A 20,621-nucleotide genomic window follows, 5' to 3' on the forward strand; every position below is an offset into this window, starting at 1 on the left:
CTCCTCTTTCCGGGGTCGTGCCCATCGGTGTGCGTGGCCGCATCGCGTTCGGGTTCACTGTGCCGAGCCCAACGGCAGTCGGGCGCTCAGGCGCCAGGTGTCGCCGTTCTGCGGTGCCGCCGACAGGGTCCCGCCGAGGCTCTCGACTCGGGTGCGCAGTCCCTGCAGACCCGTTCCGCTGCCGCGTCCGATGCCGCCGGAGCCTCCGGAGTTCTCGACGGTGAGCTCGACGCCCGTGGCATCGGAGGCGATCGCCATGCTCACGCGCGCTCCTGGGCCGGCATGCCTGCGGATGTTCGTCAGCGCTTCGAGAAGGATGCGGTCGAGGACGGGCCACAGGGAGGTGGGCACGGCAGCGGTGAGGCTGAGGCTGCTCGTCGTCTCCGCGTCGTCGCTCGTCCCGAAATCGTCGAGGCGCTGGCGCAGGTTCTCCGCGCCGGCGGCCGTCGGCGTCCGCACGGCCGTCGGGGCGGGATTCGCGACGAGGGAGCGGATCTCCTCGAGCGCGCGGGATCCGGACTCCTCGATCCGTCCCAGTGTGGTCTTGAGCAGGGTGGGATCGTCGCTGCGCGCCGCGGCCTGGGAGAGGACGACGATGCCGGTGATCTCGTGGGCGACGAGATCGTGGAGGTCGGTGGCCATGCGACGGCGCTCCGCCTCGGCGGCGGTCGCGTGCCTCTCGAGCAGCGAACGGTCGACCATGCGCATGAGCAGGCCGAAGGCGATGGCGACGACGACGAGCGTGGAGACGGCGAAGGCGAAGGTGAGACCGTCGCCGGGGATGAGGGCGGGGACGATGACATTGCCCAGTCCGACCGCGATGAGCAGCCACACGATGCGCTTCGCCGACTGCCAGCGGGCGAGCATCGCGAGGGCGACGAGGGAGAGCCACAGCGTCGTCGCGCTCACGAGTCCCGAGGCGGCGGAGAGGGCAAGGGCGAGCAGGAGACCGAGGCCGGCGACGAGCAGGGCCCGGGCGCGGATGCCGGGTCTGCGCTGCGCGAGGACGAGCCCGGGCACCGCGGTAGCCGCGGCCATGACGGACGCGGCCACGAGCCACCACCCGTTGCCGGTGCCCAGGTCGAAGAGGACGACGAGGGGCACCGGCACGAGCCACAGCCAGGGCAGAACAGTCTTCATCGGCAGTCAGTCTAGTCGGCGAAGGTTCAGGAGCAGCCGTTGCCGGGGTACTCGAGCTCCGCGACGATGCCCTTGTCGGTGGCGGAGACATTGAGCAGCTCGGCCTTGGTCGTCAGCTTCACCTCGCCGACGCTGCGCTTGTTGCCGAAGGCGGAGAGGGTCTTGCCCTTCATCGACGCGGTGAACGTCACCTCCTTGCCGTCCAGGCGGGCCTTGTCGGTGAAGGCGCCGTCGGCATCGGTGACCGGGCGCACATCGCCCTGCGGGTAGTCGAAGGTGATGAACCGGGTGAGGCGGTCGGCACGGCCGTTGCTGAGACGGTGGATGAGGATCTGATCCTTGTTCGTGCCCGGGGCCGGGGCGAGATCGACGTAGGTGAGGTCGACCTTGTCCTCGATCGCGGAGAGGATGAACGGGCGACCGTGGACTTCGATGTTCTCGGACTTGACGTTGCATTCGCCGAGGTAGTCCTCGACCTGCGCCTCGAGCTGGGCCTTCGAGCGGTACTCCCAGATGAAGAGTGCGCCGACGGCGACGGCGATGGCGGAGAGGACGGCGGTGAGGGCGATGAGAGCCTTCTTCATGATGGATCCTTTCGAGGTTTCCGTTGTGTGGTCTCCATCCTTCCGGGCCGGGCGCCTCCGGTCCTCAGCCGTTCGGCCGATCCGCCTCAGCCGAACGGGCAGAGCTGCGTCAGGGCCGTGACCTAGGGTGGGAGGCATGCAGAGAATGTCACTGGCAGCGGCCAGGCGGACGGCGATCGCCGCGACCGGACTCGACCGGCCGCGCCCGCAGACGGTCACCGCGCGTCACCTCAAGGCGACGTTCGCCCGGATGGGGCTCACCCAGATCGACTCCGTCGCCCGCGTCGTGCGCTCCCACTACCTGCCGTTCTTCTCCCGTCTGGGCCCCTACGACCGCAGCCGACTCGACCGCCTCCTCTACACGGCCCCGCGCATGGGGGTCGAGTACTGGGCGCACGCGGCCGCCTTCGTGCCCCCGACGACCTGGAGCCTCTTCGCCCGCACTCGGGCCGAATGGTGGCGCAACGACTACGGACAGCGCGACCCCGAGACGGGGGAGGAGTTCCGTCGCCTGCTGTGTGCCCTGCTCGAGGCGCTCGAGGGTGGTCCGCAGACCGCGCGCACCGTGGCCGCGCTCGTCGACCATGAGATCCCCGAACGGCATCGGGGCCACTGGGGATGGAACCCGAGCCAGGTGAAGATGGCGCTCGAAGCCCTCTTCGCTGCCGGGGCCGTGAGCGCGGCCGGACGCAACGACCATTTCGAGCGCATCTACGCTCTGCCCCGCGACGTCAGCCCGCTGCTGGGCGACCAGCCGCTGACCTTCGGCACCGCTGACGACCCCGAACTCGGTCTGCGCACGGACGGCTCACCGCGCCGGCGGGGGATCTCGGGGACGGACAACGACGTCCTCGCCCTCACCCGCATCGCCGCGCAGGCACTCGGCATCGCCCGTCCCGACTGCCTCGCCGACTACTTCCGCCAGCTGCAGGCCCCGACGGACGAAGCGATCTCGACGCTGCTCGAGACCGGGGAGCTGATCGCGGTCGAGGTCGAGGGCACGCGGGCGCTCAAGTGGCATGCCGCCCGGACCCCGCGCTCGGTGTCCTCCCGCGCGCTGCTCGCCCCGTTCGACCCGCTCGTCTTCCACCGCAGGCGGATCGAATGGCTCTTCGACTTCCGGTACCGGATCGAGATCTACACGCCCGCGCCCAAACGCGTCCACGGCTACTACGTGCTGCCGTTCCTCCTCGGCGACCGCCTCGTCGGACGCGTCGACCTCCACCGGGACGCAGCGGCCGGGGTGCTGCGCGCGCACCGGGTGACGTGGGAGCCCGGCGAGGAGCATTGGGACGAACTCGTCGCGGAGCTGAGCGAGATGGCGCGGTGGCTGCAGGTGGAGGCTGTGGATGTGGCCGGCACTCACGTGCCATTAAGCTAGGGCCTATAGAGTTCTTGAGTCGTCGTCTGGCGCAGCGCGCCGTTTAGGAGAGAAGTGGCTAATATCCTCGAGAAGCTTCTGCGCACCGGTGAGGGCCGGACGCTGAAGAAGCTCCGCCGGTACACGGACGCCATCAACCAGCTGTCCGATGAGTTCAGCGCCATGTCCGACGCCGAACTGCGCGAGGAGACCGACCGCTTCAAGAAGCGCGTCGAGGACGGCGAGTCGCTCGATTCGCTGCTGCCGGAGGCGTTCGCCGCTGTCCGGGAGGCCTCGGGCCGGACCCTGGGCATGCGCCACTTCGACGTCCAGCTCATGGGCGGCGCCGCCCTGCACATGGGCAACATCGCGGAGATGAAGACCGGCGAGGGCAAGACGCTCGTGGCCACCGCGCCCGCGTACCTCAACGCGCTGACCGGGAACGGCGTCCACGTCATCACCGTCAACGACTACCTGGCGACCTACCAGTCCGAGCTCATGGGACGCGTGTTCCGGTTCCTCGGCATGGAGACCGGCTGCATCCAGGCGAACATGCCCTCCGACGAACGCCGGAAGCAGTACGCCGCCGACATCACCTACGGCACCAACAACGAGTTCGGCTTCGACTACCTCCGCGACAACATGGCATGGTCGGCCGAGGAGCTCGTCCAGCGCGGGCACGCCTTCGCCATCGTCGACGAGGTCGACTCGATCCTCATCGACGAGGCTCGCACCCCGCTCATCATCTCCGGCCCCGCCGAAGGCGACGCGAACCGGTGGTACGACGAGTTCGCGAAGGTGGTCCGTCGCCTCAAGACCGACCGCGACTACGAGGTCGACGAGAAGAAGCGCACCGTCGGCGTCCTCGAGCCCGGCATCGAACGCGTCGAGGACTACCTCGGCATCGGCAACCTCTACGATGCGGAGAACACTCCGCTCATCAGCTTCCTCAACAACGCGATCCGCGCGAAGGAGCTGTTCAAGAAGGACAAGGACTACGTCCTCCTCGACGGTGAGGTCCTCATCGTCGACGAGCACACCGGTCGTGTGCTCAAGGGCCGGCGCTACAACGAGGGCCTCCACCAGGCCATCGAGGCCAAAGAGGGCGTCAAGGTCCAGGCGGAGAACCAGACGCTGGCGACGATCACCCTGCAGAACTACTTCCGCCTCTACGACAAGCTCTCGGGCATGACGGGCACCGCGGAGACCGAAGCCGCCGAGTTCATGTCGACGTACAAGCTCGGCGTCGTGCCGATCCCGACGAACAAGCCGATGCAGCGCGTCGACCAGTCCGACTTCGTCTACAAGAACGAGGTCGCGAAGTTCGACGCCGTCGTCGATGACATCGTCGAACGCCACGAGACCGGCCAGCCGGTCCTCGTGGGCACGACGAGCGTGGAGAAGAGCGAGTACCTCTCGAAGCACCTCGCCAAGCGCGGAGTCCGCCACGAGGTCCTCAATGCGAAGAACCATGCCCGTGAGGCCGCGATCGTCGCACTCGCCGGACGCAAGGGCGCGGTGACCGTGGCGACGAACATGGCCGGCCGCGGCACCGACATCATGCTCGGCGGCAACGCCGAGTTCATCGCCGTGTCCGAGATGGAGAAGCGCGGACTCGACCCCGTCGAGGACGCCGACGCCTACGAGGAGCAGTGGCAGGACGTCCTCGCCGAGGCCGAGGAGAAGGTCGCGGCGGAGGCCGAGGAGGTCGTCGAACTCGGCGGTCTCTACGTGCTCGGCACCGAACGCCACGAGTCCCGACGCATCGACAACCAGCTGCGCGGACGCTCCGGCCGTCAGGGCGACCCGGGGGAGAGCCGCTTCTACCTCTCGCTCACCGACGACCTCATGCGCCTCTTCGGCTCCGGGGCGGCCGAACGGATCATGGCCACCGCGAACGTTCCCGACGACGTTCCGCTCGAATCGAAGATGGTCACCCGCGCGATCCTCTCGGCGCAGACGCAGATCGAACAGCGCAACGCCGAACAGCGCAAGAACGTGCTCAAGTACGACGACGTCCTCAACCGGCAGCGCACCGTCATCTACGACGAGCGCCGCAAGGTGCTCGACGGCGAGGACCTCGCCGACCAGGTCGCGAGCTTCCGCGAGCAGGTCATCGACGCCTACGTCCAGGCGGCGACCACGGGTCCGGTCGAGGAGTGGAAGGTCGACGAGCTCTTCGAGGCGCTCGGCAAGATCTACACCCCCTCGATCACGGAGGAGGACCTCGCCGAGGAGGTCGGCGGCCTGGGCAATCTGACGAAGAACCGGCTGAACACCGAGATTCAGTCCGACATCGACGTCTTCTACGCCCAGCGTGAGGAGGACCTCGGCGAGGAGGCGACCCGCGAACTCGAACGGCGTGTCGTCCTCTCCGTCATCGACAGGCGCTGGCGCGAGCACCTCTACGAGATGGACTACCTCAAGAACGGCATCGGCCTGCGTGCGATGGCTCAGCGCGACCCCCTCGTGGAGTACCAGCGCGAGGGCTTCGAGATGTTCACGACGATGCAGGACGGGATCAAGGAGGACGTCGTCCGCCTCACCGACACCCTCGAGGTCAAGGTCAACCGGGCCGAGGGCGCTGGGGACGAGGACGCCGAGGTCGAGGTCGACGCGGCCGAGCTGCGTCACACGACTCCGAAGATGCAGCTCTCCGCCCCGTCCGAGGACGGCGGAACCTCGGTCTCCGAGGACGAGTCGGAAGCCGCAGATCAGCCGCAGCCGGCCAACCGTGCGCAGCGGCGGGCGAAGAAGAAGGCGAAGCGCTGATCCCAGCCAGGCGATGACGACTCGCCCTGTCCCCGCAGCCGTGCGGAGACAGGGCGAGTCTCACATCGTCTGCATCGCCGTCATCGTCCACCGGTTCGTCAGCAGTTCGAGGCGGATCGCGACCGCGCGCACCCGGGTGGCCGTGCGGACCATCACCGTGACCTCGGCGACGCCTGCATGCACCCGGCACACCCTGGCATGTCCGGCCTGCAGCGTTCGGGCAGCTGTGTGCTCGCGCATCGGGGTCGCAGGGGCGATCTCGGCGCGCAGCTGGGCCCTCCGGTCGATCCGGGTGAGCAGATCGGCGTCGACCCAGCGGGCGATCGACTCGCTGCGGCGGATCCCGGAGAAGATCTCCAGGCACGCGATCGCCAGCGACTTCGCCGTCGCTTCGATGCGGTCGGCGTCATCCGTGGGAGGCACGGCCGCGGCGGGTTGTGGGCGCGGATGCACAGCCTGCGATGTTCCCACGGAGGCGCGGCGTGGGCGGGTGAGGACGAGCGGGGCGCTCATGGTCGGATCTCCAATCGCTGTCCGGGCATGATGAGGTCGGGGTCGGCGCCGATGATCGCGCGGTTCTCGGCATGGATCGCCGCCACAAGTTCAGCCTGATCGGCGGTCGAATCGGTGAACTCCCCGGCGATCGACCACAGACTCTCCCCGGACTCGACGACGTGGATGCGCGGTGCCCGGTCGGGGGCGGCGCGAGGACCGTCACGGGGTCCGTCGTCCCGCGGTGCCCTGTCGTCAGATGCATCGTCGTCCCTCGGTGCTGTGTCATCAGATGCATCCTCGTCAGCAGCCCTGTCTTCCGGAGCCTCGCCGGGAGCCCTGTCAGGAGCTGATTCGTCGGGACCTGGCTCATCGGGGGAGTCCGCGGGAGGCTGACCGCCGCCGGAGTCGCTGCCGGGGGAAGTGCCGTCGGGTCCGGTCGTCGGCCAGCCGGGATCGCGGGGTGCGGCGGGCACGGTCGGCCAGCCGGGATCGGGTGCGGCCGGTCCTGCCGAGTGCGCGAACTGAGCGGAGCCGGCGACCGCGGTGGCGGCGAGGAGGGTCGAGGCGAGCGTCCGCGGTGCCCAGCGCAGGGCTGCGGCGCGCAGGCGCATCCGCATCCGCCCCGCGGGCAGGAGGCGGAGGATGAGCCCGAGCGCGGCGACGAGTCCGAGCCGGGAGAAGGCGAGCGTCGCAGCCGAGGCGAGGACGAGGACGATGAGATCGCTGACGGAGTACGGCTGGGGGAGCCCCGCCCACAGCGCGGCGGTGCCCCCGAGCAGGACCGCCCAGACGGTGGCGCAGAGACCGAGAAGATACATGTCGAACGTCCTTAGTGAAGGTGGTTCCACTAGAGTGACGTTTAATGGTGTTTGCTGTCAATAGTGCTTCAATAACTACGTCTCTGTAGTTCGCTGTCCGGCGGTCCGTGCTCTTGCGGACGCGCGGAGCCTCGGGCATGCTTCACGATATGGATGAGCGCATCGATGCCTTCCTCGACGACCTCGAAGCCATGCACGCATGGCAGGAGCGTCATGCCCGGCGCGGCGAGTTCGCCGACGAGCTCGCCGCGCATACTGCCGAGCGCACCCTGCTCGAGCGTCTGCGCGGAGCAGTGGGGCAGGAGATCCGGGTCTCGACCGATGCTCGTGAGATCACCGGAGCCCTGGTCTTCCTCGGGGCGGGGATCATCGTCCTCGACGGGCCGGCGGTGACGATCGTGTCACTCGCAGCCGTGGTCGATATGCGGATTCCCTCCCGCAGGCATCGGGCGGGCGAGGGCGTGCTCGAACGCCTCGGGATCGCCTCGGCGCTGCGCAGGCTGGCCGCGGCAGGCGAGGAGATCGCCGTCGAACTGCGGGCCTCACAGGGGACGATGCGCGGACGCGTCGAACTGGTGGCCGCCGACTACCTCGAGATCGCGGGGCGGATCGTGCCGCTCTCGCGCATCGCCTCGGTGCAGGCGCGGGTGAACCCCTTTGCCTGAGCATCCGGTGCGCGGCGAACCGGCGGGACCGCTGTCTCCCGCCGGTCGGACGACGTCAGTCGTCGATGAGGCCGGCCTTGATCTCGTGTTCGGTGCGCTCGTACATGCGCTGGATGTAGGCCTCGATCTCGGCCTTCTCCACGCGCCACTGTCCGCGGCCGCCGACCTTGATGGCGCGGAGGTCGCCGGTGCGCACGAGGGCGCGCGCCTGAGCGATCGAGACATTGAGCAGCTCGGCCACATCGGTGAGCGGCAGGAAGCGGTTTTCGACGACCATGAGCGTTCTCCCAAGTTCCATGCGACGACTGATTTTACCGAAATCATTGCTTTGACCTCGTTTGGTGTTCAATACTATCACTCACAAGCAGTTCCTGTCATGGAAAATTCTGCCGGATCGGAGATGCAATGGAGCTCTCGAGACGCTTTCGCCCTCCCCGCTGGACCGATGCCCGACTCCTCGTCGGCGCCGTCCTCGTCGTCGCGGCGATCATCGCGACGTACCTCCTCGTCAGCGCTGCGACAGCGACGACCCGGGTCTGGGCGAGTGCAGCTGCGCTCGTGCCCGGGCAGACGCTGAGCGCCGACGATCTCGTCGTCGCCGAGGTCAATCTCGCCGACGTCGGGGAGAAGTACCTCTCCGCGGATGCGCCGCTGCCGCGAGGCACGAGCGTGCGCACGGTCATCGCCCCCGGTGAGCTCGTGCCCGCCTCGGCGGTGGCGCCGATGGCCGAGCTCGAGGGGCGGATCGTCGCGATCGACATCCCCGGCTCGGTGCCCTCGGTCGTCGACACCGGCAGCCTCGTCGACGTCTGGGCCCAACCCGAGGCCTCGGGGCTCGACGGACAGACGGCGGATCCCGAGCAGATCGTCAGCGCCGCCCCGGTCGCCCACATCTCCCGCGACGTCGGCAGCTTCGGGGTCGGGGACGGCGCCCGCATCGAGGTCTTCGTGCCGGCCGCAGCGCTTGCGAAGGTGCTCGCGGCCCTCGACGGCACGAGCGTGCTCTCCGTCGTCGGCGCCCCCGGTTCTGTGGCCGAGGACTGAGTGCGATGCCCCAGGTCCTCCTCGCCGTCGACTTCGAGTTCGATCTCATCCTCTTCGAGCTCCTGAGCGACCTCGACGACGTCGAGGTCGTCGCCCGCCCGGCCGACGAAGTCGAACTCCTCGCGCTGTGCCGGACCGGGGACGCCGACGTGGCGATCCTCGGCGAGTACTTCCCCGGCCTCGACGCCGAGGTCGTCGCCCAGATCCAGGCCACCGGCACGAAGGTGCTCGGCGTCGGCGCGGACACAGCGGCACTGGCCCGCCTCGGGATCACCGCCTCGGTGCCGGCGACGGCAGAGGCGGCTGTGGTCTCCCGGGCGCTCGACGACGTCCTCCGCAGCGCCGTCGTCCCACCCCGCCCGAGCGCCCCGCCGAGCCGCGGACGCGCGAAAGGGCGGATCGTCACGGTGTGGGGGACCGGGTCCTCACCCGGCCGGACGCTCACAGCCGTCAACCTCGCCGATCAGGCGGCCCGGCTCGGGAACCGCAGCGTCCTCGTCGACGCCGACACGGTCGGGGCGATGGCGGCGACGACGCTGGGCCTGACGGAGGAGTCCTCGCATCTGGCGAGCCTGTGCCGGCTCACCGCGGAGAAGTCCCCGCCCACCGAGGTCGCCGCGGTGCCGCACGCGAGTGTGCGTGAGGACTTCCACGTCGTCACCGGTCTCACCCGCCCCGAACGCTGGCCGGAGGTGCGCGGGGCGGTGCTGAAGACGGTGCTGCACGATCTCGCGGGCCTCTACGACGCGGTCATCGTCGACGTCTCCGACCGCCTCGATCCCGACGACGACTTCGCCGACCCCTTCTACGACCGGCATGCCGCGACGCGGGCCGCCCTCGACGCAGCCGACACCGTCCTCGTCCTCGCCTCAGGCGACCCCATCGGACTCCAGAAGCTTGTCCGCCTCCTCGGCACTGATCGGGCCGAGGCGCTGCGGGAGCGCATGCGCATCGGGATCACAAAGGTGCGCGCCTCGGCGGTCGGCGCCCCCGCCGAGGCCCGCATCCACGAGGCGCTCGAACGGTTCGCAGGCCGGGCGCCCGACTTCGTCTTCAGCGACGACCGGACAACGGTCGACGCTTCACTGCTGGCCGGGCGCACCCTGGGCGAGGTCAACCCGCGCTCGGCACTGACCCGGGAGTTCGCCGAGGCGGCCGCTCGGCTGGTCCCCGCGCACAAGCGCGTTCGGCGGCGCGAGCGGCTGCGATCGTAGGATGGTGGCATGGCCGTACGCTGCTACATTCCCACCACGCTCGCCGCACTCGATGAGGGACTCGACACCGCGATCGCCGTCGCCCCTGACATCGCGGTCGCGGACCTGCGCCCCGACGACGCCGAGGAGTGCGAGTTCGCCGCGATGAGCATCGCCGCAGCCCTCGCCGCGACCGAGGCCCTGGGCGCGGAACCGCCCTCGCCGCGTGTCGTCGTCGCCTACGACGCCCCGGAGACCACATCCCGTCGGTCGCTCACCGACGGCTTCGACCTGCTCACCCTCGAGACGGTCGAGACGGACCGCATCGCAAGCTTCCACCTCGACGAGGCCCCGGTCTGGGACGCAGCCGTGCAGTCAGGTGGGACCGATGTCGGGGAGGACCTCCTCGGCGACTCCGATCTGCTCTGGTACGACCGCAGCGAACTGGGCGACCTGCTGCGCGACCGCGGCTGAGCCGGACCTCGGCGGCTGAGCGCCGGGACTCAGCCGACGGCGATCTCGGCGAGCGCGTCGAGGCGCTCGGTCAGGCGGGCTTCGAGGACGGGCACGAGCGCCTGTTCGATCATCGAGCCGAACAGCGGCACCGAGGAGCTGATCTCGGCACGGATCTCCAAGGCTGTGCCGGTGCCGCGCCCGGTCAGCGTGATGAGCGCGTCGATCTCGACGGGAACCCCGGCCGCATGGGCGGTCATCCGCACCTCGGCGGCATCCCCGATGACGTCGCCGGGGACCATGTAGACCTCGACGAGCTCGGCGCCCGAGGGCAGCTGCGAGGCCAGCGTGGCGGGCAGCTCGTTCGCCGGCACCTGAGTGCGCACCGTGACCTCGGTGTCGGGGTCGACCCGCTGGGTGCTCGCCCGGGAACCGAGCTCCTCCCACGTCGAGGCTGCGGCGAGGGCGGCGAGGAAGTCGGGGAGTCCGACCGTGTAGTCGTGGCTGAGTGTCAGAGTTCGCATGGTCCCAGTCTGCCAGCCGGAAACGCTCCCGGCGCGGCACGCTGACCGGCGTGCCTTTGTCGCCGATTGGGCATAGTGTTGGGGGTGCCGGCCCGGAGTCGAGCCGGCGACAATCATTGTGCGCTGATCGTAGAGGTGTAAAGGTGTCTCAGGTCTCATTTTCGGACATTGCTGGAGAGTGGAGGAAGCAGAAGGGGCAGGGCGCCCCGGAGAATTTCATCGAAGCGTACTATCCCCGGTTCGAACCGGGCACCGCCGAGGCGGGAGCTGAGGCACTCGCAGCCGCGGCAGCCACCCACTACGCACTCGGTCTCGAATACGACGGCACGACGCCGGCGATCAGCATCTACAACCCCTCGGTCGACTCCCCGGAGTACCTCGACAACCACACCGTGATCGCCATGGTCCTGCCCGACATGCCGCACCTGGTGTCCTCGATCGTCTCCGACCTCGCCGCGAGCGGCCGCGCGATCCGCCTCGTCCACCACCCGATCATCGCCGTCGACGGCCACGGAGCGAACCTGAGCATCCTCTCACCCGCCGAGGCGCCGGCCGTGTCCGCGGACACCGCGGGCATCCCCGTGGTCAGTGAGACCATCGTCGAACCGACCGCCGACAATCCACATCAGCAGTCGTGGATCCGCCTCGAGATCGACCGTCTGCCCGAAGAGGACTTCGCCGCCCTCGAGACCCAGCTGCGCAGCGTCCTCGACTACGTCGCCGCGGCCGCGAAGGACGGGGAGGCGATGGCCGAGAAGGCCAAGTCGATCGCCGCGGAGCTCCAGGCCCGCCCCCCGCGCCCCGAGCTCGCCTCCGAGGCCGAAGCCGCGGCCGAGCTGCTCACCTGGCTCGACGGTCACTTCACGTTCCTCGGCTACCGCGAGTACGACTACAGCCACGACGCCGAGTCGAGCAGCCTCGAACCGATCGAGCACACGTCCCTGGGCATCTCGGCCCTGCGTCCGCTGGTCAAGTCGCCGCTGTCGAACGCGGTCGCGGAGAAGGCGCTCGAACCGCACGTCCTCGTGCTCACGAAGGCGAATTCGCGCTCCCGCGTCATCCGCGGGTCGTTCATGGACTACATCGGGGTGAAGACCTTCGACGAGTCCGGTCAGATCGTCGGCGAACGCCGTTTCGTCGGCGTCTTCAAACCCGAGTTCTACAACGACAGCGTGCTCAACATCCCGGTCATCAACCGCAAGGTGCGCAAGATCCTGTCCGCCAGCGGCTTCCCGACGGGTTCGCATTCGGCCAACGAGCTCCTCGGCATCCTCGAGACCTACCCGCGCGATGACCTCCTGCACGAGGACACGCAGGCGATCTTCGACGTCGTCATGCAGATCGTCGACATGCAGGAGCGCCGCCAGTCCCGCGTCTTCGTCCGCAGCGACCCCTACCAGCGCTTCGTCTCCGTCATCCTCTACCTGCCGCGCGACCTCTACGACACCGCGGCCCGCGTGCGCGTCCAGGAGGTGCTCAAGCAGTTCTACAACGCCGAGAGCGTCGACTTCGACGTCCTCCTCACGGAATCCGCGCTCGCGCGCATCCACTTCGTCGCCCGCGTCGCCCGTGACGAGGAGCTGCCCCAGATCGACCCGGAGACCGTGGAGAAGCGCATCGTCGCCGCGGTCCGGTCGTGGGCCGAGGACGTCCACGCCTTCCTCGCCCCCGCCGAACGCGGCGACAGCGGCACCGCCCTGGCCCGGGCCGACCTGTGGTCGCGGGCCTTCCCGCCCGGCTACGGCGAATACCACACGCCGGCCGACGCCGTCGCCGACGTCGCCCGCTTCGAAGCGCTCGATGCCGGTGAGGGTGCGGCCGTGCGCCTCTACCGTCCCACCGATGACGAGGACGCCCCGGTGCGTCTGGCCCTCTACCGTGACGAGCGGGTGGGACTGTCCGCGGTCCTGCCGTTCCTCACCGCGTTCGGGGCCACCGTCCTCGACGAGCGCCCCTACGAACTCGACCTCGCCGACGGCAGCCACCGCTACATCTACGACTTCGGGCTGCGCTTCGACCGCGAACTCGGCGACGGCGACTGCGAACGGGTCGCCGAGGCCTTCATGGCCGGCTGGGAGGGCCGCAAGGAGGCCGGCGTCTTCGACCGGCTCGTCGTCTCCGGCCTCGACTGGCAGCAGGTGACGATCATCCGGGCCCTGGGCAAGTACCTCCGCCAGGCCGGCTTCACCTACTCCGACGCCTACGTCGGGGAGGTCTACAGCGACAACCCGGAGATCTCCCGCCTCCTCGTGGACTACTTCTTCGCGAAGTTCGACCCCGACGCCGATGACGCCGGACGCGATGAGGCGATGATGGGCATCGACCAGGCGATCGAGACCGCGCTCGGCGACGTCGCGAGCCTCGACGCCGACCGCGTGCTGCGCTCCTCGCTCGAACTGCTCCGGGCGACCCTGCGCACGAACTACTTCCAGAACGCTTCGGGTCAGCTGCCCACGGCGCTCGTGCTCAAGATCCGGCCCACCGAGCTCAGCTTCCTGCCGAAGCCGAAGCCGGCGCTCGAGATGTGGGTGTACTCCCCGCAGGTCGAGGGCGTCCACCTGCGCTTCGGCACCGTCGCCCGCGGCGGTCTTCGCTGGTCGGACCGGCGCGATGACTTCCGCACCGAGGTCCTCGGCCTCGTCAAGGCGCAGATGGTCAAGAACGCCCTCATCGTCCCCACCGGGGCCAAGGGCGGGTTCTTCCCCAAGCAGCTGCCCCCGATGAGCGACCGCGATGCGTGGATGGCTGCCGGTCAGGCCGCCTACGAGGTCTTCATCGAAAGCCTCCTCGAGGTCGCCGACAATCTCGTCTACGCCGCCGACGGCACCCAGCAGGTCGTCCACCCCGACCGGGTCGTCCGCCATGACGGCGACGACTACTACCTCGTCGTCGCCGCCGACAAGGGCACCGCGCGCTTCTCCGACGTCGCGAATGCGATCGCCGAGCGCCGCGGCTTCTGGCTCGGCGACGCGTTCGCCTCCGGCGGCTCCGTCGGCTACGACCACAAGAAGATGGCTATCACCTCCCGCGGTGCATGGAAGTCCGTCGAACGCCACTTCCGCGAACTCGACGTCAACACCGCCGAAGACGACTTCACGGTCGTGGGCATCGGCGATATGAGCGGCGACGTCTTCGGCAACGGCATGCTCCGCAGCGAGCACATCCGCCTCGTCGCCGCCTTCGACCACCGGGACATCTTCATCGATCCCAACCCGGACGCCGCGACGAGCTTCGTCGAACGACGCCGGCTCTTCGACCTGCCCAGGTCCTCGTGGCAGGACTACGACCGGGACCTCATCTCGGCGGGCGGCGGCGTCTTCCCGCGCTCGGCGAAGTCGATCGATCTCAGCCCCGAGGCGGCGGCCGCCCTCGGCGTCGACCCCGGCCGGCGCAGTCCGGCCGAGCTCATGTCCGAGATCCTCGCAGCCCCCGTCGACCTGCTCTACAACGGCGGCATCGGCACGTACATCAAGTCGAGCTCGGAGAGCCACGGCGACGTCGGGGACAAATCCAACGATGCGATCCGCATCGACGGCGACGACGTCCGGGCACGCGTCATCGGCGAGGGCGGCAACCTCGGCGTGACCCAGCTCGGCCGCGTCCAGGCGGCACTGAACGGAGTGGCGATCAACACCGACGCCGTCGACAACTCCGCCGGTGTGGACAGCTCCGACCACGAGGTCAACATCAAGCTGCTGCTGCGCACCCTGCTCCACAAGGGCGCATTCGCAGCCGAGGACCGCGAGAAGGTGCTGCTGTCGTTCACCGACGACGTCGCCGAGCGGGTGCTGGCGAACAACTACTCCCAGAACGTCGTCCTCGGTGAGGCGCGCTCGCAGACGGAGTCGATGTCGGGCACCTACGGCCGGATGCTCAGCTACCTCGAGAAGCACGCCGACCTCGACCGTCACGTCGAGTTCCTCCCCAACGCCGAAGAGCTGGCCAAGCGCGAGTTCAGCTCCTACGTCTCCCCGGAGCTCGCGGTGCTGCTCGCGTATGCGAAGATGCACGCCGCCGATGAGATCCTCGGCAGCGTCGTGCCCGACGAACCGTGGATGCAGCGTGAGCTCGCCGGGTACTTCCCCGACGCCCTCGTCGAGCAGTACGGGCAGCTCATCCCCGAGCACCCGCTGCACCGGGAGATCGCGACGGCCAAGCTCGTCAACCGCATGGTCGACCGCGGCGGACTCACCTACGTCTACCGGATGCTCGAGGAGACTCCCGCCTCGGTGCCGCAGATCGCCCGCGTCTTCGTCGTCGTCTCCGAGATCTTCGGCCTCGACGACTTCTTCGACGCGGTCACCGCACTCGACAACGAGGTGCCCACGGCCGTCCAGGTCCAGCTCCAGCACGACTATGTGCGGCTGCTCGACCGGTCCTCGCGCTGGCTCGTCCAGCAGGCCCCGGACACCCTCGACGTCGATTCGGGCATCGAGCTCTACGGCAAGGTCGTCGCCGCCCTGCGGCAGCGCGTGCCCGACCTCGTCGACGGCTTCGACGCCGAGGCGATGGCAGCCAAGGCGCAGGAGTACATCGATGAGGGCGTGCCGCAGGAGCTGGCCTGGCGGGCGGCGGCGCTGCTCGACGAGTTCGCCCTCCTCGACATCACCCAGCTCGCCGCCCGGACGAATGAGTCCGCGGAGGACGTCGCCGAGGTGTACTACGCCGTCAACGACAAGTTCTCCGGTTCGCAGGTGCTCGCGGCCATCGGGGATCTCGACCGCTCCGATCGCTGGTCGGCACTGGCCCGCGGTTCGCTGCGCGACGACTTCTACTCCGCGATCCTCTCGGTCGCCGGTTCCGTCATCGCCGCCACGGACACCCCGATCTCGGGGACCCCGGACGAACGCGCCAAGCAGCGCCTGGCCGAATGGCTCGAGCGCAACGAGACCGTCGCCGAGCGCGTGCTCGAGACGATCGAGACCGTGCTCGCCCTCGACACCGTGACGCAGGCGCCGCTGTCGGTGCTGCTGCGCATGCTGCGCGGCGTCGTGCGCTCCTCGGCCTGGGAGTCCGAGCACAGCGCCTGATCGACGGCGGGTCCGGAGCGCTGCTCCGGGCCCGCTGAGGTCTCCCACCGGCTTTGACAGAACAGAGGACCCGTGCTCAACGAACAGCTCGCCGCCGAAGGCATCACCGATGAGGCGGATGTCGAGTACATCCATCTGCTCGTGGGGGACTGGCAGCTCATCGCCGACCTCTCCTTCGCCGACCTCGTCCTCTGGGTGCCCTCGGCCAGCGGCGCCTACACCGTCGTCGCCCATGCCCGTCCGACGACGGGGCCCACGCTGTTCAACCGGGACCTCCTCGGCGCCCGGGCCACGGGCCTCGAACGCGACCTCCTCGGTGCCGCCGTGGCCTCGGGCGCACTCGTCACCGAGACGGCTCCGGCCAAGGATCTCGGGGTCAACGCCGGCACCGAGGAGACCGAGGTGTGCGCCGAGGCGGTCCCGCTCAACCGTCACGGGGAGACGATCGCGATCCTCGTGCGCTATTCGGAGGGCCTGCGCCGGCGGGGATCCTCGCGCCTGGAGAAGCACTACCTGGAGGCCGCTCTCGCCCTGCTGACCATGGTCGCCCAGGGAACGTTCCCCGACCGGGAGGCGCCCAGCGGCGTGCGGCACGGGGAGCCGCGGGTCGGTGACGGGATCTTCGTCCTCGACCGGGACTCCCGCGTCCAGTACGCCTCCCCGAACGCCGTCTCCCTCATGCACCGGCTCGGCCACGGCGGGGAGATCGAAGGCGCCTACCTCGCCGAGGTGGTCTCGAGTCTGAGCACGGAGCTGCGGCAGGTCGACGAGACCCTGCCGCTCGTGCTCACGGGCAGGGCGCCGTGGCGGACCGAACTCGAGGTCGGGCGCACAAGTGTGTCGCTGCGGGCGATTCCGCTCACCGACTCAGGGCAGCGGACCGGGGCGATCGTGCTGGCCAGGGACGTCTCGGAGATCCGGCGGCGCAAACGGGAGCTTCTCTCCCGCGACGCGATGATCAAGGAGATGCACCACCGGGTGAAGAACAACCTCCAGACGGTCTCGGCCCTGCTGCGGCTGCAGACGCGGCGCATCGACTCACCTGATGCGAAGGCCGCGCTCTCGGAGGCGATGCGCCGGGTCTCGATCATCGCCGTCGTCCATGATGTGCTCAGCCAGGGAGTGGAGTCCGAGGTCGACTTCGACGAGGTCGTCGACAAGGGGCTGCGGCTCACCCCTGAGCTGACGAGCCCGCTCGTCCAGGTCAGCCTGCAGCGCAAGGGCAGCTTCGGCACGATCTCCTCGGCCGACGCCACCTCGTTGGCGCTGGCGATCACCGAGCTGATCACGAACGCGATCGAACACGGCTTCCCGCTCGAGAAGCAGGAGAGACTGGCCCCGGGCGAGACGCTCGAAGGACACGTGTGGGTCATCCCCGAACGCGACGGCGACCATCTCCACGTGACGATCGCCGACGACGGCGTCGGCCTCGGCGAGGCGGTGAGCCCGGGCAACGGTCTGGGCACGCAGATCGTGCGCACCCTCGTCTCCGCCGACCTCGCCGGATCGATCCAGTGGCGCGAGCGCGAGGGCGGGGGCACCGAGGCGATCCTCGATGTGCCGCTGCGTCCCGACTCCTACGACTGAGACCCCTCCGCCCCGGACTCCTCTGCCCCGGACTCCGACGTCTGTGCGGGAGCAGGGGCCGGAGTCGGTGCGGACATGACAGAGTCCCCAGCTCGAATCACGGTGATCGTGGTCCGAGCAGGGGACTCTGGTGAGTGCAGGCGACCTCAGCCTGCGCGACGGGCACGGGCCGCACGGCGCTTGAGCGCACGACGCTCGTCTTCGCTCAGTCCACCCCAGACGCCGGCATCCTGACCGGATTCGAGCGCCCACTGGAGGCAGGTCTCGGCCACTTCGCAACGACGGCACACAGTCTTAGCCTCTTCGATCTGGAGCAGAGCCGGACCCGTGTTGCCGATGGGGAAGAACAGTTCCGGGTCCTCATTGAGGCATGCTGCACGATGTCGCCAATCCATGGTGACCTTTCGACGGAGATGATGAAACTCGGTGTGCGCGCACGACAACAGCGGCGCGCAACTCTCACAGTCAAGGTTCACATAACCGTTTTGGGCGCACAAGAGTCTGGCAGTGTGAAGTTTCTGACAAATATTCTGCCCATTCTCCTGCTATGGGGTGCTCGACGCAAATCCGTCCACCGCGCGTCTCACTCTGCAGAAGGAGGATGTCTCAGACGTGAATGGAGTCTGCCGCGGACGTGAAGTCGCCGCGCAGGTCAGCCCCCGAGACGACCCCCGGTTCACGGCGGTTCCGGCAGTAGACTGGCAACGGCTGCCACCGGTCACGACGCTGTGTCCGCGCGGCCGATGACAGCACTGGGACGAGAACCGATGGAGGACTCATGACAGAATCGCAGGCACGCATCATCGCAGTCGGCGGGCACACCCCGCAGATCGACCCCGGAGCGTTCGTCGCCGCCGGTGCGACCCTCGTCGGCGACGTCCGGGTGGAGAAGGGCGCGGGAGTCTTCTACGGCTGCGTGCTGCGGGCGGAGAAGGCCCCGATCACTATCGGCGAGGACTCGAACGTCCAGGACAACACCGTCATGCACACCGACGAGGGCAAGCCCGTCGTCATCGGCAGGCGCGTGTCGATCGGACACCAGGCCCTCGTCCACGGGGCCCGGGTCGACGACGACGTCCTCATCGGCATGCACGCGACCGTGCTCAATGACGCCCGCATCGGCACCGAATCCCTCATCGCCGCTGGCACCGTCGTCCTCGAAGGCACCGAGATCCCGCCCCGCTCCCTCGTGGCCGGGGTGCCGGGCAAGGTGCGGCGGGAGATGACGGAGGAGGGGGTGGCCAAGGTGCGGGAGAACGCCCAGGCCTACGTCGCGCTCTCCGCCCTTCACCGGGACACCGCCGAGGAGGTCGACCCCGCCGACACGGCAGGGCGATCCGCCGACGCAGCAGAGCCGTCCGCCGACACGGCCGAGTACTGAGAGAGTTCATTCGCCCCGGCCAGGGCGATTTGAGAGGATTGGGTCGTGAACGAAGAATTTGAATCCGCAGCAGATCGTGTCGTCATCATCGGCGGGGGACCGGGAGGCTACGAAGCCGCCTTCGCCGCCGCCCAGCTCGGCGCCGACGTCATGCTCATCGAGCGCAACCGCTGCGGCGGGGCCGCGGTCGTCACCGACGTCGTGCCCTCGAAGTCCCTCATCGCCACGGCGGAGATGATGGACGAGATCACACGGTCGGCGGGCCTGGGCATCCGCATCACCGGCAAGGACGAGACGACCGAGGAGCATCCCGACCACGACCGGGTGACCGCGGACCTCAAGGCCGTCAACGAACGCATCGTGTCCCTGGCCAACGCCCAGTCCGATGACATCCACGACGGCCTCATCCGCGCCGGCGTCAAGGTCATCAAGGGCAGCGCGAAGCTCGTCGGCCGTGACCGCGTCGAGGTCGTCGAGCACAACGGCACGGAGTACACGCTGCGGGCCTCGACGATCCTCCTCGCCGTCGGCGCCCACCCGCGTGAGCTCGCCACCGCGCAGCCCGACGGTGAGCGCATCCTCTCCTGGACCCAGCTCTACGAGCTCGAAGACCTGCCCGAACACCTCATCGTCGTCGGCTCCGGCGTCACGGGCGCCGAGTTCGCCTCCGCCTACCGGGCCCTCGGTGCCGAGGTCACGCTCGTGTCCTCCCGTGAGAAGGTCCTGCCCGGTCAGGACGAGGACGCCGCCGACGTCCTCGAGTTCGTCTTCCGCACGAAGGGCATGAACGTCCTCTCCCGGTCCCGGGCGGAGTCGGTCAAGCGCACGGACAACGGCGTCGAGGTCACCCTCGCCGACGGCCGTCGGGTCGAGGGCTCGCACTGCCTCATGGCCGTCGGCTCGATCCCCAACACCGCCGACCTCGGCCTCGAGGCCGCCGGGGTCAAGGTCAACGACGCAGGCTACATCGTCGTCGACGGCGTGTCCCGGACGAACCGTCCCGGCATCTACGCCGCCGGCGACTGCACCGGTGTGCTGCCGCTCGCCTCGGTCGCGGCGATGCAGGGACGGATCGCGATGTCGCACGCCCTCGGCGATGCCGTGCAGCCGCTCAAGCTGCGCAACGTCGCCTCGAACGTGTTCACGGCCCCGGAGATCGCCACGGTCGGCTTCACGCAGCAGAACTACCGCGAGAACCCCACGGACATCGACACCGTCATGCTGCCGTTGGATACGAACCCGCGGGCGAAGATGCTCGGCATCGAGGACGGCTTCGTCAAGATCTTCGCCCGGCGCGGATCGGGTTCGATCCTCGGCGGCGTCGTCGTCGGCCCACGGGCGAGCGAGCTCATCCTGCCGATCACGATGGCCGTGGAGAACCGTCTCACCGTCGACCAGCTCTCGGCCTCCTTCGTCGTCTACCCGTCGCTGAGCGGCTCGCTCACCGAAGCCTCGCGTCGCCTCCACCGGCACCTGTAGGAGAATCTTTCCTCCTCACCTGCCGATTTCGCCTCCCCCGATGCGTCAGAGTGGTGTCGGACGCTTCTGCCCGGCACCCACGGCGCCGTGTCGGCG

17 protein-coding genes are annotated in these 20,621 nt (G+C 69.0%); 10 read left to right on the top strand and 7 right to left on the bottom strand.

Annotation, left to right across the window (positions count from 1 at the left end):
* Window positions 1-54 precede the first annotated feature (54 nt).
* Both AACX88_RS10740 and AACX88_RS10745 read right to left on the bottom strand, forming a co-directional pair.
* Entirely contained in the window at window positions 55-1,140 is a 1,086-nt protein-coding gene (locus tag AACX88_RS10740) for a sensor histidine kinase (RefSeq protein ID WP_339393004.1), read from the bottom strand.
* Between the two features lie 26 nt (window positions 1,141-1,166).
* A complete protein-coding gene (locus tag AACX88_RS10745) occupies window positions 1,167-1,724 on the bottom strand; it encodes a hypothetical protein (protein ID WP_339393005.1) in 558 nt (185 codons plus the stop codon).
* Between the two features lie 136 nt (window positions 1,725-1,860).
* Here AACX88_RS10745 and AACX88_RS10750 point away from each other — a divergent pair, with 136 nt between their 5' ends.
* Together AACX88_RS10750 and secA are read left to right on the top strand one after the other, a co-directional pair.
* On the top strand, window positions 1,861-3,105 hold the full coding sequence (locus AACX88_RS10750; RefSeq protein WP_339393006.1) for a winged helix-turn-helix domain-containing protein: 1,245 nt from the start codon (window positions 1,861-1,863) through the stop codon (window positions 3,103-3,105).
* Window positions 3,106-3,159: 54 nt separating this feature from the next.
* Window positions 3,160-5,856: a preprotein translocase subunit SecA gene (secA, locus tag AACX88_RS10755; protein ID WP_339393007.1), complete on the top strand. Its 2,697-nt coding sequence runs from the start codon at window positions 3,160-3,162 to the stop codon at window positions 5,854-5,856.
* 60 nt (window positions 5,857-5,916) lie between these two features.
* On the opposite strand, the gene AACX88_RS10760 is transcribed toward secA, so the two are convergent.
* Both AACX88_RS10760 and AACX88_RS10765 read right to left on the bottom strand, forming a co-directional pair.
* Entirely contained in the window at window positions 5,917-6,369 is a 453-nt protein-coding gene (locus AACX88_RS10760) for an Rv3235 family protein (protein WP_339393008.1), read from the bottom strand.
* Window positions 6,366-7,169 carry a LysM peptidoglycan-binding domain-containing protein gene (locus tag AACX88_RS10765; protein WP_339393009.1) on the bottom strand — a complete coding sequence of 268 codons (804 nt, stop codon included), beginning with the start codon at window positions 7,167-7,169 and terminating at the stop codon, window positions 6,366-6,368. The genes AACX88_RS10760 and AACX88_RS10765 overlap by 4 nt, the downstream gene beginning before the upstream one ends.
* 149 nt (window positions 7,170-7,318) lie before the next feature.
* Between AACX88_RS10765 and AACX88_RS10770 the strand changes: the two genes are divergently transcribed.
* Window positions 7,319-7,834, top strand: a complete 516-nt coding sequence (locus tag AACX88_RS10770) for a hypothetical protein (protein WP_339393010.1) — start codon at window positions 7,319-7,321, stop codon at window positions 7,832-7,834.
* Window positions 7,835-7,889: 55 nt separating this feature from the next.
* Here the strand turns inward: AACX88_RS10770 and AACX88_RS10775 are convergent, their stop codons facing one another.
* On the bottom strand, window positions 7,890-8,111 hold the full coding sequence (locus AACX88_RS10775; RefSeq protein WP_009374868.1) for a helix-turn-helix domain-containing protein: 222 nt from the start codon (window positions 8,109-8,111) through the stop codon (window positions 7,890-7,892).
* A gap of 128 nt (window positions 8,112-8,239) precedes the next feature.
* On the opposite strand from AACX88_RS10775, the gene AACX88_RS10780 reads away from it, so the two are divergent.
* Genes AACX88_RS10780 through AACX88_RS10790 form a run of 3 tightly spaced genes read left to right on the top strand, consistent with a single transcriptional unit; the run spans window position 8,240 to window position 10,545 of the window.
* Window positions 8,240-8,878, top strand: a complete 639-nt coding sequence (locus AACX88_RS10780) for an SAF domain-containing protein (RefSeq protein WP_339393011.1) — start codon at window positions 8,240-8,242, stop codon at window positions 8,876-8,878.
* 5 nt (window positions 8,879-8,883) lie between these two features.
* A complete protein-coding gene (locus AACX88_RS10785) occupies window positions 8,884-10,092 on the top strand; it encodes a CpaE/TadZ family protein (RefSeq protein ID WP_339393012.1) in 1,209 nt (402 codons plus the stop codon).
* A 9-nt stretch (window positions 10,093-10,101) separates the two neighbouring features.
* Window positions 10,102-10,545 (top strand): DUF6912 family protein, encoded by a 444-nt coding sequence (locus AACX88_RS10790; protein ID WP_339393013.1) that lies wholly within the window; start codon window positions 10,102-10,104, stop codon window positions 10,543-10,545.
* A 29-nt stretch (window positions 10,546-10,574) separates the two neighbouring features.
* Here AACX88_RS10790 and AACX88_RS10795 read toward each other — a convergent pair whose 3' ends face one another.
* On the bottom strand, window positions 10,575-11,048 hold the full coding sequence (locus AACX88_RS10795; protein ID WP_339393014.1) for a DUF2505 domain-containing protein: 474 nt from the start codon (window positions 11,046-11,048) through the stop codon (window positions 10,575-10,577).
* 143 nt (window positions 11,049-11,191) lie between these two features.
* Here AACX88_RS10795 and AACX88_RS10800 point away from each other — a divergent pair, with 143 nt between their 5' ends.
* Together AACX88_RS10800 and AACX88_RS10805 are read left to right on the top strand one after the other, a co-directional pair.
* A complete protein-coding gene (locus AACX88_RS10800; RefSeq protein WP_339393015.1) occupies window positions 11,192-16,078 on the top strand; it encodes an NAD-glutamate dehydrogenase in 4,887 nt (1,628 codons plus the stop codon).
* Between the two features lie 72 nt (window positions 16,079-16,150).
* Entirely contained in the window at window positions 16,151-17,665 is a 1,515-nt protein-coding gene (locus AACX88_RS10805) for a sensor histidine kinase (RefSeq protein WP_339393016.1), read from the top strand.
* A 146-nt stretch (window positions 17,666-17,811) separates the two neighbouring features.
* Here the strand turns inward: AACX88_RS10805 and AACX88_RS10810 are convergent, their stop codons facing one another.
* Entirely contained in the window at window positions 17,812-18,060 is a 249-nt protein-coding gene (locus AACX88_RS10810; protein ID WP_009374875.1) for a WhiB family transcriptional regulator, read from the bottom strand.
* A 383-nt stretch (window positions 18,061-18,443) separates the two neighbouring features.
* Between AACX88_RS10810 and AACX88_RS10815 the strand changes: the two genes are divergently transcribed.
* On the top strand, window positions 18,444-19,046 hold the full coding sequence (locus AACX88_RS10815; RefSeq protein WP_339393017.1) for a gamma carbonic anhydrase family protein: 603 nt from the start codon (window positions 18,444-18,446) through the stop codon (window positions 19,044-19,046).
* Between the two features lie 45 nt (window positions 19,047-19,091).
* Window positions 19,092-20,525 carry an NAD(P)H-quinone dehydrogenase gene (locus AACX88_RS10820; protein ID WP_339393018.1) on the top strand — a complete coding sequence of 478 codons (1,434 nt, stop codon included), beginning with the start codon at window positions 19,092-19,094 and terminating at the stop codon, window positions 20,523-20,525.
* Window positions 20,526-20,621 lie beyond the last annotated feature (96 nt).

The organism is Brevibacterium metallidurans (assembly GCF_037101285.1).
GTDB classification, from domain to species: domain Bacteria; phylum Actinomycetota; class Actinomycetes; order Actinomycetales; family Brevibacteriaceae; genus Brevibacterium; species Brevibacterium metallidurans.